This window comes from Stenotrophomonas sp. DR822 (assembly GCF_019793815.1).
GTDB classification, from domain to species: Bacteria; Pseudomonadota; Gammaproteobacteria; order Xanthomonadales; family Xanthomonadaceae; genus Stenotrophomonas; species Stenotrophomonas indicatrix.
In genome coordinates, this window is the sequence record NZ_CP081826.1 from 623,924 (window position 1) to 638,284 (window position 14,361).

Annotated in this window: 13 protein-coding genes and 1 pseudogene; all 14 read left to right on the plus strand. The window is 68.1% G+C overall.

Annotated elements, in window-relative coordinates:
- The first annotated feature begins 62 nt into the window (after window positions 1-62).
- Window positions 63-1,193, plus strand: coding sequence for a flagellar biosynthesis protein FlhB (gene flhB / locus K5K93_RS02905; RefSeq protein WP_033831035.1), 1,131 nt, complete (start codon window positions 63-65; stop codon window positions 1,191-1,193).
- Entirely contained in the window at window positions 1,190-3,292 is a 2,103-nt protein-coding gene (gene flhA, locus K5K93_RS02910; RefSeq protein ID WP_222389705.1) for a flagellar biosynthesis protein FlhA, read from the plus strand. Before flhB ends, flhA begins: the two co-directional genes overlap by 4 nt.
- A 145-nt stretch (window positions 3,293-3,437) precedes the next feature.
- The gene (gene flhF, locus K5K93_RS02915) at window positions 3,438-5,057 is read left to right on the plus strand and encodes a flagellar biosynthesis protein FlhF (RefSeq protein ID WP_093818244.1); all 1,620 of its coding nucleotides are present in this window, start codon (window positions 3,438-3,440) and stop codon (window positions 5,055-5,057) included.
- A complete protein-coding gene (locus tag K5K93_RS02920) occupies window positions 5,044-5,931 on the plus strand; it encodes a P-loop NTPase (RefSeq protein ID WP_025878980.1) in 888 nt (295 codons plus the stop codon). The genes flhF and K5K93_RS02920 overlap by 14 nt, the downstream gene beginning before the upstream one ends.
- Entirely contained in the window at window positions 5,928-6,671 is a 744-nt protein-coding gene (locus K5K93_RS02925) for an RNA polymerase sigma factor FliA (RefSeq protein WP_025878979.1), read from the plus strand. Before K5K93_RS02920 ends, K5K93_RS02925 begins: the two co-directional genes overlap by 4 nt.
- 19 nt (window positions 6,672-6,690) lie before the next feature.
- Entirely contained in the window at window positions 6,691-7,083 is a 393-nt protein-coding gene (gene cheY, locus K5K93_RS02930; RefSeq protein WP_005413247.1) for a chemotaxis response regulator CheY, read from the plus strand.
- Window positions 7,083-7,688 (plus strand): protein phosphatase CheZ, encoded by a 606-nt coding sequence (locus K5K93_RS02935; RefSeq protein ID WP_025878978.1) that lies wholly within the window; start codon window positions 7,083-7,085, stop codon window positions 7,686-7,688. Before cheY ends, K5K93_RS02935 begins: the two co-directional genes overlap by 1 nt.
- 2 nt (window positions 7,689-7,690) lie before the next feature.
- The gene (locus K5K93_RS02940; protein WP_222389706.1) at window positions 7,691-9,517 is read left to right on the plus strand and encodes a chemotaxis protein CheA; all 1,827 of its coding nucleotides are present in this window, start codon (window positions 7,691-7,693) and stop codon (window positions 9,515-9,517) included.
- A 146-nt stretch (window positions 9,518-9,663) separates the two neighbouring features.
- Window positions 9,664-10,404 carry a flagellar motor protein gene (locus tag K5K93_RS02945; RefSeq protein ID WP_025878976.1) on the plus strand — a complete coding sequence of 247 codons (741 nt, stop codon included), beginning with the start codon at window positions 9,664-9,666 and terminating at the stop codon, window positions 10,402-10,404.
- Between the two features lies 1 nt (window position 10,405).
- A pseudogene (gene motD / locus K5K93_RS02950) lies at window positions 10,406-11,272 on the plus strand (flagellar motor protein MotD); the annotation flags it as partial.
- A gap of 151 nt (window positions 11,273-11,423) precedes the next feature.
- Window positions 11,424-12,206: a ParA family protein gene (locus K5K93_RS02955; protein WP_100436239.1), complete on the plus strand. Its 783-nt coding sequence runs from the start codon at window positions 11,424-11,426 to the stop codon at window positions 12,204-12,206.
- Window positions 12,203-13,567 (plus strand): chemotaxis protein CheW, encoded by a 1,365-nt coding sequence (locus K5K93_RS02960; protein ID WP_261311914.1) that lies wholly within the window; start codon window positions 12,203-12,205, stop codon window positions 13,565-13,567. Before K5K93_RS02955 ends, K5K93_RS02960 begins: the two co-directional genes overlap by 4 nt.
- A gap of 94 nt (window positions 13,568-13,661) precedes the next feature.
- On the plus strand, window positions 13,662-13,970 hold the full coding sequence (locus tag K5K93_RS02965; RefSeq protein ID WP_059064119.1) for an STAS domain-containing protein: 309 nt from the start codon (window positions 13,662-13,664) through the stop codon (window positions 13,968-13,970).
- Complete coding sequence (locus K5K93_RS02970) at window positions 13,967-14,332, plus strand: response regulator (protein WP_025878971.1); 366 nt, start codon at window positions 13,967-13,969, stop codon at window positions 14,330-14,332. Before K5K93_RS02965 ends, K5K93_RS02970 begins: the two co-directional genes overlap by 4 nt.
- The last annotated feature ends 29 nt before the right edge of the window (window positions 14,333-14,361 follow it).

Consider the following 14,361-nt stretch of genomic DNA (forward strand, 5'->3'; position numbering starts at 1 on the left):
CATGCACCCGCAACGGAACGATTCTTGCACGCACCCCGGCATCCCCTGCTGCAGTGCCTGTGATGTCCGAGAACGAATCCGCCGGCGAAAAAACCGAACAACCGACAGAAAAACGCCTGCGCGACGCCCGCGAACAGGGCAACCTGCCGCGCTCGCGTGAACTGGGCACGGCCGCCGTGTTCGGCGCCGGGGTGATCGCGGTAATGGCCATGAGCGGCTCGATGGCCAGCGGCGCCAGCGCCTGGATGCGCCATGCGCTCAGCCCCGAACAGAGCCTGCGCCAGCACCCGAAGGCGCTGTTCGGCCACTTCGGCGACCTGCTGCTGCAGCTGATGTGGGTGATCGCCCCGCTGGTGCTGGTCTGCCTGCTGGCCAGTTTCCTGGCGCCGGTGGTGATGGGCGGCCTGCGCTGGTCGGCCAAGGCGATGATGCCCGACATCAACCGCATGAACCCGATGAGCGGGCTCAAGCGCCTGTACGGCCCCGAAGCCATCGCCGAGTTCATCAAGTCGCTGCTGCGGGTGGCCTTCGTCGGCGTCGCCGCCGGCATGGTGGTCTGGACCAGCTTCAACACCCTGCGCGGGCTGATCCACCAGCCGCTGGAAACGGCCATCGGCGACGGCCTGGGCTTCACCCTGCGCCTGCTGCTGGCCACCGCCGGGGCGATGCTGGTGCTGGCCGCCATCGACGCGCCGTACCAGCGCTGGAACTGGATGCGCAAGCTGAAGATGACCCGCGAGGAGCTGCGCCGGGAGATGAAGGAAAGCGAAGGCAGCCCGGAAGTGAAGGGCCGCATCCGCCAGCTGCAGCAGCAGATGGCCAACCGCCGGATGATGGAGGCGGTCCCCACTGCCGACGTGGTGGTGGTCAACCCCACCCACTACGCGGTGGCCCTGAAGTACGAAGGCGGGGCCATGAATGCCCCCACCGTGGTCGCCCTGGGCGTGGATGAAACCGCCCTGCGCATCCGTGAAGTGGCCGACGGCAACAAGGTCGCCATCGTCTCTGCCCCGCCTTTGGCACGCGCCTTGTATCGGGAAGGCCAACTCGGCAAGGAAATCCCCGTGAGACTGTATTCAGCCGTCGCCCAGGTCCTCTCTTACGTCTACCAGCTGCGCAGCTGGCGGACCGGCCCGATGCCGTCCACGCCACACATCCAGGTTGATGAGTTCGGCAACGGGGGCCGTCCATGAGCGCCCAGGCATCCAGCTTCAATACCCGCCGCGCGCTTGAAATGATCCGCCAGGGCCTTGGCGCGCCGCTGATCGTGCTGGCCCTTCTGGCCATGGTCGTGGTGCCGCTGGCCGCGCCGGTGCTCGACGCACTGTTCACCTTCAACATCGCCATCTCGCTGATGGTGCTGCTGGCGGTGGTCTACGTGAAGCGCCCGCTGGATTTCACCATCTTCCCGATCGTGCTGCTGATCACCACCATGCTGCGGCTGGCGCTGAACGTGGCCTCCACCCGCGTGATCCTGCTCAACGGCCAGAACGGCCACGATGCAGCCGGCAAGGTGATCGCCGCATTCGGTGAATTCGTGATCGGCGGCAACTACGCCGTCGGCATCGTGGTCTTCGCGATCCTGACCATCATCAATTTCGTGGTCATCACCAAGGGCGCCGGCCGCGTCTCGGAAGTGACCGCGCGCTTCATCCTTGACGCCATGCCCGGCAAGCAGATGGCGATCGACGCCGACCTCAACGCCGGTTTGCTGACGCGCGAGGAAGCCAAGCTGCGCCGCGAGGAAGTACGCGAGGAAGCGGACTTCTACGGTGCGATGGACGGTGCCAGCAAGTTCATCCGCGGCGACGCGATCGCCGGCATCCTGATCCTGTTCATCAACATGCTGGGCGGCCTGGCCGTGGGCGTGCTGCAGCATGGCATGCCGTTCGGCGATGCCGCCGCCACCTACACCCTGCTGTCGATCGGTGACGGCCTGGTGGCGCAGCTGCCGGCGCTGCTGGTCTCCAGCGCGGTGGCGATGCTGGTCACCCGTGCCTCGCGCTCGCAGGACATGGCGCAGGCGATGACCGGCCAGGTGTTCGGTCAGTACCGTGCGCTGGCCATCACCGCCGGCATCCTCGGCGTGGTCGGCCTGGTGCCGGGCATGCCCAACGTCGCTTTCCTGACGCTGGCGGCCATCCTCGGCTTCATCGCCTGGAAGGTGTACCGCAAGGGCCTGGTGCCGGCGCAGGCCGACACCGCTGCAGGCGAAGCCAACGCCCTGAACGCGCTGGGCCGCCCGGCTGCCCCTGCACCCACGGCGGAACTGAGCTGGGATGAGCTGCGCCCGGTCGATCCGCTGGGCCTGGAAGTGGGCTATCGATTGATTTCGCTGGTGGACAGCAACCAGGGCGGCGAGCTGATGCCGCGCATCAAGGGCGTGCGCCGCAAGCTGACCCAGGACGTCGGCTTCCTGATTCCCTCGGTGCACATCCGCGACAACCTGGAACTGCCGGCCAACGGCTACCGGGTACTGGTACATGGCGTGCCGGTGGCCACTGCCGAGATCCATCCCGACCGCGAACTGGCGCTGGACCCGGGCAGTGCCCTCGGCCCGCTGGAAGGCATCGCCGGCAAGGACCCGGCCTTCGGCCTGGATGCGACCTGGATCCAGCCACACCAGCGCGCCCAGGCCGAAACCCTGGGCTATACCGTGGTCGACCCGGCCACGGTGGTGGCCACCCACCTTTCGCACCTGATCCGCGAGCACGCACCGGAACTGCTCGGCCACGAGGAAGTGCAGCACCTGCTGGCCAACCTGGCCAAGAGCGCGCCCAAGCTCGTCGAAGATCTGACGCCGAAGGCGCTGCCGCTGTCGGCGGTGGTGCGCGTGCTGCAGAACCTGCTGGTCGAACGCATTCCGATCCGCCAGCTGCGCAAGATCGCCGAAGCACTGGTCGAACACGCCCCGCACAGTCAGGACCCGGCCACGCTGACCGCCGCCGTGCGCACCGCACTGGGCCGCTTCATCGTGCAGGAGATCGCCGGAATGTCGGCGGAGCTGCCGGTGTTCACCCTCAACCCGCAATTGGAACGTGTCTTGCAGGAGTCCACGCAGGGCAACGGCGCCGCGCTGGAACCCGGACTCGCTGAGCGACTGCACCAGAGCCTGGCCGAATGTGTCAGCAAGCAGGAAGCCCGCAACGAGCCCGCGGTGGTGCTGGTACCTGGCCCGGTGCGAGCCGCGCTGGCCCGCCTGGTCCGCCACAGCGTTCCGTCGCTGTCGGTCCTGGCCTACAGCGAGGTGCCGGAGGACAAGCGCCTGAAGCTGGTCGGAACGATCAGCTGACGCAGCCCTGCAACGCGCCAGAAAACAGACACCACTTTCAAACACCCGCAACAGACAGATTCCGAGGGGAACCCGAACCGTGCAGACCACCGACCATCCGCGTTCTCCGACCGCCACTCCGCCGACTTCGTCCCGTGACCACAGCATGAAAATCAAACGATTCGTCGCCGCCGACATGCGCTCGGCCATGAACCTGGTGCGCAAGGAACATGGTCCTGATGCCGTGATCCTGTCCAACCGCCGGATCGAGGAAGGCATCGAGATCGTGGCCGCCGCCAACTACGATGAGAGCGCCGTGCAGCGCGCCCTGGAAGCGTCGCGCCGCGACGTGGCACCGCCGCCCGCGCCGAAGCCGCGCAGCGCCGCCGACGCAGTGATCGCCGCGGTCACCCGCCGTCGCAGCGGCACCCCGGCACCGGAGCCGGTGGCCGCCACCACCTCGGCCGTCGCCGCTCTGGCCCGCGCCGCCGTCGGCGCTACCGGCCGCACCCTGGACAGCGCCGACGAGATCGTGCCGACGCGTGGCAGCACCGGCTTCGCCTCCACCCTGGCGCGTGCCGCCGTCAATGAAGCGACGCTGCCGGAACAGATCTTCGCCCCGTTTGCCGACGCCATCGTGGCGCCCTCGCCTGCGGCAGCCGCGCCGGTGAACCGCGCCCGCTTCCAGATCGACCCGCCGCTGGAAGACAGCGCGCAGATGCCGGCAGTGACGCCGCCGCCGTTGCCGGTTGCACTGCAGGCCACCACGGCCCCCGAAGACGAAGCCTCACGCGCGCCGGTTGCCGTGCAGCCGACCGAGGCTGCACCGGCACCGATGCCGGCGCTGGCGCCAGCACCCGCGCTGACCCTGGTCGCCGATGACGCCGAGATCCGCCACCTGCGCCAGGAAGTGGCCGGCATGCGCCAGGTGATCGAGCGCGAGATGAACCGCTTCACCGACGAGCGCCTGCGCGGTAGTCCGGTGCGCGCTACGGCACTGGACCTGATGGACGAGTACGGCTTCGATGCCGGCATCGCCCGCGACGTGGCCATGCAGATCCCGCTGGAAACCGAAGCGCATCGCGGCCGCGGCCTGATGCTGGGGCTTATCTCGCGCAAGCTGCCGATCGCCCCGGTCGATCCGATGGAGGAGGGCGGCGTGATCGCCCTGGTCGGCCCGACCGGCGCCGGCAAGACCACCACCATCGCCAAGCTGGCCTCGCGCTTCGCCGAAGCCCATGCCGCCCGCGACGTCGCCCTGGTCACCACCGATACGATGCGCATCGGCGCCCGCGAACAGCTGTACGGCTACGGCCGCCAGCTCGGCATCGCCGTGCACGAGGCCAACAGCGGTACCGACCTGGACCAGCTGCTGGAACGCCTGAAGGACTACAAGCTGGTGCTGATCGACACCGCTGGCCTGGGCCCGCGCGACCGTGCGCTGGCCGCCCAGCTGCAGTGGCTGCGCGCCGCCCGCCAGGTCCGCACCCTGCTGGTACTGCCGGCCAACACCAGCTTCGGCGACATGGACGAGGTGGTCCGCCGCTTCGGCGCGGCCAACCTGCAGGGCCTGGTGCTGAGCAAGCTGGACGAGACCGGCCGCTTCGGCAACGCCCTGTCGGTGGCGGTGGACCACAAGCTGCCGATCACCTGGGTGACCGATGGCCAGGACGTCCCGGACGACCTGCACCGGGCCAGTGCAGCCAATCTTGTACTTCGCCTTGAAGATTTGCGCCGCGCGGCCGATATGCCCTGCAACCCGGAGTTGAACCATGCCGTCGCGTGAGTACGCCAAGCTGACCACCACCTTCCCGCTGACGGCGACCCGCAGCGAGCCGCTGGGCCCTGTGCGCACGATTGCCGTGACCGGCGGCAAGGGCGGCGTCGGCAAGACCAACGTATCGGCCAACCTGGCCGTGGCGCTTGCGGGAATGGGCAAACGCACCCTGTTGCTGGACGCCGACCTGGGCCTGGCCAACATCGACGTGATCCTGGGCCTGAGCCCCACCAACACCTTGGCCGACCTGGTCGCTGGCCGCTGCAGCCTGGATGACGTGATCATCGAAGGCCCGAACGGCGTGCTGGTGGTACCGGCCGCGTCCGGCCGCCGGCACATGGCCGAGCTGGCCCCGGCCGAGCATGTCGGCCTGGTCAACGTGTTCTCCGAACTGGAGCGCGAGCTGGACATCATGGTGGTGGACACCGCCGCCGGCATCACCGACGGCGTGCTGACCTTCTGCCAGGCCGCGCAGGACACCGTGGTGGTGGTCTGTGATGAACCGGCCTCGATCACCGACGCCTATGCGCTGATCAAGGTGCTGTCACGCGAACGTGGCGTGGACCGCATCCAGGTGGTGGCCAACATGGTGCGCGACCCCAACGAAGGCCGCGTGCTGTACGAGAAGCTGACCCGCGTCTGCGAGAAATTCCTCGCCGATGTCTCGCTGAACTACCTCGGCTGCGTGCCGCAGGACGACTGGCTGCGCCTGTCGGTGCAGCGCCAGCAGCCGGTGGTGAAGGCCTATCCGTCCAGCCCGTCGGCACTGGCGATCACCGAGATCGCCCGCCGCACCGCCCGCTGGCAGGCACCGACCGAGCCGCGCGGGGGCGTCGAGTTCTTCCTCGAACGCATCATCAAGCAGCGCGGGGTGGCCGCATGAAAGGCGCCGCCCAGTACAGAGAGGTCCAGCGCACGGCGGCCAACGAGGTCATCGCCCAGCACTCGGACCTGGTGCGGCGCATCGCCCACCATCTGGCCGCACGCCTGCCGGCCAGCGTTGAGGTGGACGACCTGATCCAGGCCGGCATGATGGGCCTGATCGAAGCCTCGCGCAGCTACGACGCCGACCAGGGTGCCTCGTTCGAGACCTACGCCTCGATCCGCATCCGCGGCTCGATGATCGATGAAATCCGACGTGGCGACTGGGTACCGCGTTCGGTACACCGCCGTGCGCGTGACGCTGCGGCCACCATCCGCCGCCTGGAGCAGAGCACCGGCCGCGCCGCCAGTGCCACCGAAGTGGCCGCCGCGATGGAGATGCCGCTGCCCGAGTACCTGCGCCTGATGGAGGACGCCTCGCGCGGCCAGGTACTGAGCCTGGAGTCGCGCATTGAAGACCAGGGCGAGCTGGACACCGTCGCCCAGGGCGGCCCGACCCCGCAGCAGGTGTTGGAGCGCGGTGAATTCGGCCGCGAGCTGGGCAATGCCATCGGCCACCTGCCCGAGCGCGAACAGCTGGTGCTGTCGCTCTACTACGAGCAGGAACTGAACCTGAAAGAGATCGGCGCAGTGCTCGGCGTGAGCGAGTCGCGGGTCTGCCAGATCCACGGCCAGGCGGTCCTGCGCCTGCGTGGCCGACTGAAGATTTTCGAGGCGGCCGACGCCGGCCTCGAGAGCTGATCAACAAAGGAACTCTGCTTTGAACAAGAACATGCGCATCCTGATCGTCGACGATTTCTCGACCATGCGTCGTATCGTCAAGAACCTGCTGGGCGATCTGGGCTTCACCAATACCGCCGAAGCCGAGGACGGGCATGCCGCGCTGTCGCTGCTGCAGAGCCAGCCGTTCGACTTCGTGGTCACCGACTGGAACATGCCGGTGATGACCGGCATCGAACTGCTCAAGGCCATCCGTGCCGATGCCAAGCTGAAGACCCTGCCGGTGCTGATGGTGACTGCCGAAGCCAAGCGCGAGCAGATCATCGAAGCGGCGCAGAACGGCGTGAACGGTTACATCATCAAGCCCTTCACCGCACAGACGCTGGAAGAGAAGCTCGGCAAGATCTTCGAACGCCTGGCGGCCAGCGCTTGATGGATACCACGGTCGACAAGAGCGCCCTCGCCCTGCGCCTGCAGGAAGCACTGGATGCACTGGAATCCGGCGACGAGGCGGCGTGGCGCCAGCGCATCGACGGCCTGGTCGCGCTGCGCACCCAGCCGATGATGAGCGGCCTTTCGCGGCTCGCCCGCGAGCTGGGCCAGGCGCTGGGCGAACTGCCGACCGTGCCCGATGAAGCCGGCGAGCTGGACGATGCCTGCGCGCGCCTGGACCACGTGGTGGCGATGACCGAACAGGCCACCCACCGCACCCTGGACCTGGCCGAAGAGTGCCGCAGCCTGACCGAACAGCTGCGCGCCGACGGCCTGCAGCCGGGCCAGGACGTACAGCTCGACCGCATCCGCCACAACCTCACCGAGATCGCCCTGACCCAGAGCTACCAGGACCTGACCGGGCAGATCATCCGTCGCGTGGTGGGCATCGTCCGCCGCGTGCACGAAGGCTTCGGCGCGCTCGGCCTGCCGCCGGAACAGCATCGCACCGATCCGGAACTGGCTGGGCCGGCACTGAAGGGACTGGACCGCCATGCGGTCTCGCAGAACGACGCCGACGACCTGTTGTCGGATCTGGGGCTGTAACCATGGGCGCAGTAGCCGACGACATCACTGCCGATTTCATCATCGAGGCCCAGGAGATCCTGGATCGCCTCGGCGAACAGCTGGTGTCGCTGGAACAGGCACCGCAGGACAATGAACAGCTCAACGCGGTGTTCCGCGGCTACCACACGCTGAAGGGCGGCGCAGGTTTCCTCGGCATCACCGCAATGGTCGAGCTGTGCCACGCCGCCGAGGAAGCGCTGGGCGCCGCACGCGCCGGCCAGGCCGTCCTGCAGGCGCATCACTTCGATGCCGCCCAGCAGTCACTGGATTACCTGCAATCGATGCTTGACGCGGTGTCTTCGGGCACCGAGCCGGGCTTTGCCCCGCCCGAACTGGTCGCCCAGTTCGACGTGCATGGCGGCGGCGCTGCCGCGCCTGCGGCCGCGACGCCGGGTGCGGGCGGCGGCGACCTGATCACCGACGACGAATTCGAGGCCCTGCTCGACCAGCTGCATGGCGGCAAGGCGCCGACAACCGTGGCGGCGGCGAAGAAGGCCGACGACATGATCAGCGAGGACGAGTTCGAGGCATTGCTCGACCAGCTGCACGGCGGCGCCGCCCCGGGCAGCAACACCACCGCAGCGGCTGTTGCGGCACCGGCACCGCGACCGGCGCCCTCGCCGGCCCCGCCCGCTGCCAAGCCCGCACCCAACAAGCCTGTCGCCGAAGCCGAACACACCGTGCGCGTGGACACCAAGCGCCTGGACGCCATCGTCAACCTGATCGGCGAACTGGTGCTGTCACGAAACCGGTTGAAGACGCTGCGCACGCGCCTGCGCGACGAAGAACTGGACCGCGCCGTGTCCACGCTGGATATCGCCACCGCACGCCTGCAGTCGGCGGTGATGCGCACCCGCATGCAGCCGGTCGGCAAGGTGTTCTCGCGCTTCCCGAAGGTGGCGCGCGACGTTGCGCGTTCGCTGAAGAAGGAAGTGGACCTGGAACTGATCGGCGCCGAAACCGAGCTCGACCGCAACCTGGTCGAAGCGCTGGCCGACCCGCTGGTGCACCTGGTCCGCAACGCCATCGACCATGGCGTGGAAATGCCTGACCTGCGCGAAGCGCAGGGCAAGCCGCGGATGGGCCACGTGCGCCTGTCGGCACAGCAGGAAGGCGACTACGTCAGCATCGAAGTGCAGGACGACGGTGCCGGCATCGATCCGGAAAAACTGCGCGCCAAGGCGCGCGAGAAGGGCCTGATCGATCCGGAAGCCGCCGCCCGCCTGAGCAGCGAGGAATGCCTGCACCTGGTGTTCCTGCCGGGGTTCTCGACCAAGCAGCAGGTCACCGACATTTCCGGCCGCGGCGTCGGCATGGACGTGGTGCAGTCACGCATCCGCGAACTGAGCGGGCAGATCCAGATCCAGTCGGAACTGGGCCGCGGCAGCCGCTTCATGATCCGCGTACCGCTGACCCTGGCGATCCTGCCGACCCTGCTGGTGCAGGCCGGCGAAGACGTCTACGCGCTGCCGCTGGCCCGTGTGATGGAAGTGCTGCATGCGCCGCGCACCTCGCTGGGCTGGTTCGACGGTCGCGCCGTGCTTGACCGTCGCTCGCACACGCTGCCGCTGGTGGACCTGCGGCAATGGCTGGATGTGACGCCGGCCGCCTCGCCCCTGCTGACGATCGTCGTGCTGCAGGCCGGTGAAGCACGCTTCGGGCTGGTGGTGGACCAGGTGCGCGGCCGTGAGGAAGTGGTCATCAAGCCACTGCCCAGGGCCCTGCGCGGCCTGCGCGGTTATGCCGGTGCAACCTTGATCGGCGATGGTCGCATGGCCCTGATCCTGGACGTGGATGGGCTGCGCTGAAGCCCGCCGGGCATGGCCCGGCGCTACCGGAAACGGCCCCGCAGGGTAGCGACGGGCCATGCCCGCCGACCCGAAAACTGTGACTACCGTCTGTACACGACCTCCCGGTGTCTCAAGTCCCATTCATACAAGCCGATACCGGACCCATGGATAGACTCAGCCTCATTGGACTTTTCCTCGCCCTGGCCTCGCTGGTCGGTGGCAGCATCCTCAAGGGCGCCGGCCTGGCGTCGTTGTGGTCGCCTGCGGCGTTCGTGATCGTCATCGTCGGCACCATCGCCGCCATCCTGCTGCACACCTCGCCAGCGGTGTTCAAGCACGCCTTCAAGATCGTGCGCTGGGTCGTGCGGCCGCCGCACAGCGACCGTCGTGAACTCATCCAGCAGATCGTGGAATGGAGCAACATCGCCCGCCGCCAGGGCCTGCTCGGCCTGGAATCGCAGGTGGAAGCGCAGCAGGACCCGTTCCTGCGCAAGGGCCTGCAGCTGCTGGTGGACGGCGTTGAACCCGAGTCGATCCGGCACATGCTGGAGATCGAACTGGGCAGCCAGGAGCACCAGGACCAGGCCGCCGCCAAGGTGTTTGAAAGCATGGGCATCTATGCGCCCACGCTGGGCATCATCGGCGCCGTGCTCGGCCTGATCGCGGTAATGAAGAACCTCGCCGACCCGAGCAAGCTCGGCCACGGCATCGCCGCCGCGTTCACTGCCACCATCTACGGCATCGCCTCGGCCAACCTGCTGTTCCTGCCCATCGCCGCCAAGCTGAAGGGCGTGATCGCCCATTCCAGCCGCGACCGCGAAATGGTCATCGAAGGCCTGATCTCGATTGCCCAGGGCGAGAACCCGCGCAACATCGAAACCAACCTCTCCGGCTTCCTGCACTGACATGGCCCGCAGCAAGCACCACGAAGAGCACGCCAATCACGAGGCATGGGCCATCCCCTATGCCGACCTGATGACGCTGCTGCTCGCCTTCTTCGTGGTCATGTACGCGATCTCCTCGGTCAACGAGGGCAAGTACCGGATCATGGCCGACGCCCTCACGGATGCCTTCGGTGGTGCGCCGCGCACCATCAATCCGGTGCAGGTGGGCAACAAGCAGGTGCAGGGCGGCGGCTGGGACAGCCCGTCGGTGATCAAGTCCGGCACCAAGATCGGGCCGTCCGCTCCCGCGCCCTCGCACGACCCCACCCTGCTGCCGGCGATGGCCTCGCAGATGCGCATGCCGGTGTCGGTGCACAACCAGGAACAGATCGCGCGTGCCGAGCGCCAGCTCAACAGCATCGCCGACCGCCTGACCGCCGCGCTGGCGCCACTGATCGACCGCGGCATGATCAGCGTGCGCCGCACCGAACTGTGGATCGAAGTGGAGATCAACAGCGACATCCTGTTCCCGACCGGCTCGGCGGCGCTGGACGTGCATGCGCGGGACACCCTGGCCAGCCTGGCCGGTGTGCTGCGCGACGTGCCCAACAGCGTGCGCGTGGAAGGCCACACCGACAACGTGCCGATTGCCACTGCCACCTTCCCGTCCAACTGGGAACTGTCGGCCGGGCGCGCGGCCAGCGTGGTGCATCTGTTTGCCGACCAGGGGCTGCAGCCGTCGCGGCTGGCGATGGTCGGCTACGGCCAGTTCCGCCCCCGCGAAGACAACGACAGCGCACAGGGCCGCAATCGCAACCGGCGGGTGATGGTCATCATCCTGGCCGACACCAGTCATTCGGTGGACCCGCTCGGCGAACGCCTGAATGCCGCCACCGGCACTGCCCGCGGCGCCAGCGAACAGGCCGCCGCAGCACCGGCCACCACCCCCACTTCCCCCATCGCACCGGTGCAGTTGCCACCGGTGCCGGCTGGCAGCCGTGTCGGCGCCGCCGTTCCCCCGGCAATGAAGGAGTAATCCGATGCGCATCTGGGCAGTCGCCAACCAGAAGGGCGGAGTCGGCAAGACCACCACCACCCTCGCCCTCGGTCGCGGCCTGGCCGCGCTCGGCCACCGCGTACTGCTGATCGATCTCGATCCGCATGCCTCGCTGACCCGCGCCTTCGGCGTGCCGATCGAGCCGGCACCGGCCGGCGTGCTGGAACTGTTCGGCGCACCGCCGGGCGAGCTGTCCACGCTCAGCCATGCCAGCAACATCGGTGGACTCGATTACGTGTGCGCGCAGGCCTCGCTGGCCACGCTGGAACGACGCAGCGCCAACCAGCCCGGCCTCGGCCTGGCCCTGCAGAACGCGCTCGCCCGCCACCAGGGCCAGCACGACTACATCCTGCTGGACTGCGCACCGACCCTGGGCCTGCTGATGATCAATGCGCTGGCCGCGGCCGATCGCCTGATCATTCCCACCCAGGCCGAGCCGTTGGCCCTGCACGGCCTGGATGGCATGGTCCGCACCGGCGAGATGGTCGAGCGTTCGCGCCGCCGGCCGCTGCCGATCTCGATCCTGCCCACCCTGTTCGACCGCCGCACCCGCACCGGCAATGAATCGCTGCGCGCCATGCAGGACCGCCACGCAAGCCGCGTCTGGGAAGACGCGATTCCGATCGACACCCGCATCAGCAACGCGGCCGGCCTGACCCTGCCGAGCATCGGCGAGGACTACCCGGGACGCGGCCTGGCGGCCTATCGACGCGCGTTGAACTGGATCCTCGGTGAGGACGCACGTGCCCTGGAGCAGGCAGCATGAACACCACCGGCATGCTGGACGACTATCTGGACGAGCTGCTAGGCGACATTGCCGCCGCACCGGTCGCCGCTGATGCCGCGCCACGCCCGACGAGCGCAGCGGCCGACGGCGAGCGCGAGCCGACCTGGGACGATCTGCCGGCGGAAGTGATCTACGAAACCGACGCCGTCGCAGCCGTCCCGGCCAACGATGATGCGGCGCTGGAAGCCGCCTTCGACGCGGCCGCCACGCCTGCGGCCGACGCCGAACGCGAGCCGACCTGGGACGATCTGCCGGCCGAGGCCATCTACGAAACCGACGCCGTCGCAGTGGCCCCGGCCAGCGACGATGCTTCGCTCGAAGCTGCCTTCGCCGCCGTTGCCACGCCCGCGACCGATACCGGGCGCGAGCCGACCTGGGACGATCTGCCGGCAGAAGTGATCTACGAAACCGACACCGTCGCAGCCGCTCCGGCCAACGATGATGCGACGCTGGAAGCCGCCTTCGACGCTGCTGCCGCACCTGCCGCCGACGCCGACCGCGAGCCCACCTGGGACGATCTGCCGGCCGAGGTTGTCCATGAAACCGCGCCCGTGGCCACTGCCGCTGTCGCACCGCCCGCGCCGGAACCCACCTGGGATGACCTGCCGGACGAAGTGATCTACGAAACCGACGCCGCCAACAGCCTGGCGCACACCGACAGCCCCGGATTGCAGGCCGCCTTCGAAGCCGCCGCCGACGGCGAGGTGGTTGCTGACATCGCTGCGCCGGCCGTTGCCAAGGCCGCCGCGCGTCCCGCACCAGCACCGATGCCATCGATGACCCGCGCCGCCGTCGCACCGCCACCACGGCTTGCGGTGGACACCCCCTCCAGCAACCGCCCCGGTTCCTGGCAGGAGCTGCAGGCCCAGGCGCATCAGCCCGCCAGCAGCCCGCATCCGCAGAACCGCCGCGCCGGCGAACGCACGTCGCGTTGGCTGCGCCTGCGCTGTGGCACCCAGGCCTACGCGCTGGAACTGCTGAAGGTGCAGGAAGTGGTGCTGCCGGTGCCGTTGCTGCCACTGCGCGGCACTGCCCCGGAAATGCTCGGCATCATGAACCTGCGTGGCCAGGTGGTGCCGGTGATGGATCTCGGCCTGCACCTGGGTGCGGCCTCCGCCGAGGATGACGCGCAGACCCGCATTGTCGTGCTTGAAGAGAACGGCGAGACCCTGGGCCTGCGTGTGTCGGCCGTGGAGGACGTCGCCAACCTGACCGACTCGCAGATCGAGCCACCCGATACCGCCCGCATCTGCCAGATCTCCAATGAACTGTTCCGTGGCGTGGCCCGCATCAGCCAGCGGCCGATGATCCTGCTCGACGCCACGCAGCTGCTGGGGTGAATCCGTGCTCTGAATCGGCGCGCAGCGCCGATACCCCTAAAGAACCGCCCCACGGTGCCGTTATGAATGCTGGAACCGTTTGTCCGGAGCAACGATGAGCACTGTCGAACTGGGTGAGGATCTCGGCATCGAGAGCAGCACCGAGCTCAAGAACCGCCTTTCGCCCTTGGTGGCGGAAGCAGGCGAGCTGACCCTGGATGCAAGCCAGGTCGGCCGCATCCACACCGCCAGCGTGCAGGTGCTGTGCGCCTTCGTGCAGGCCCGCCGCGAGGCAGGCCTGGGCACCGGCTTCCACGGTTGCACTGCAACCTTCCGTGACGCTGCACGCCTGTTGGGCGTCACCCAGGCCCTGGGCCTGGACGTACCCCATGACAACCTGAAATCTGTGGAGAACGCTGCATGAGCGCACGTATCTTGGTGGTGGACGATTCGGCGTCGATGCGCCAGATGGTTTCCTTCGCCCTCACCTCGGCCGGTTTTGCCGTCGAAGAAGCTGAAGACGGCGCGGTCGCGCTCGGACGTGCCAAAGGCCAGCGCTTCAATGCGGTGGTCACCGACGTCAACATGCCGAACATGGACGGCATCGCGCTGATCCGCGAACTGCGCCAGCTGCCGGACTACAAGTTCACGCCGATGCTGATGCTGACCACCGAGTCGGCAGCGGACAAGAAGTCCGAAGGCAAGGCCGCCGGTGCCACCGGCTGGCTGGTCAAGCCGTTCAATCCCGAACAGCTGGTCGCCACCGTGCAGAAAGTGCTGGGCTGATCGCCCCGCACTGCTCCCCCTCTTCGCTT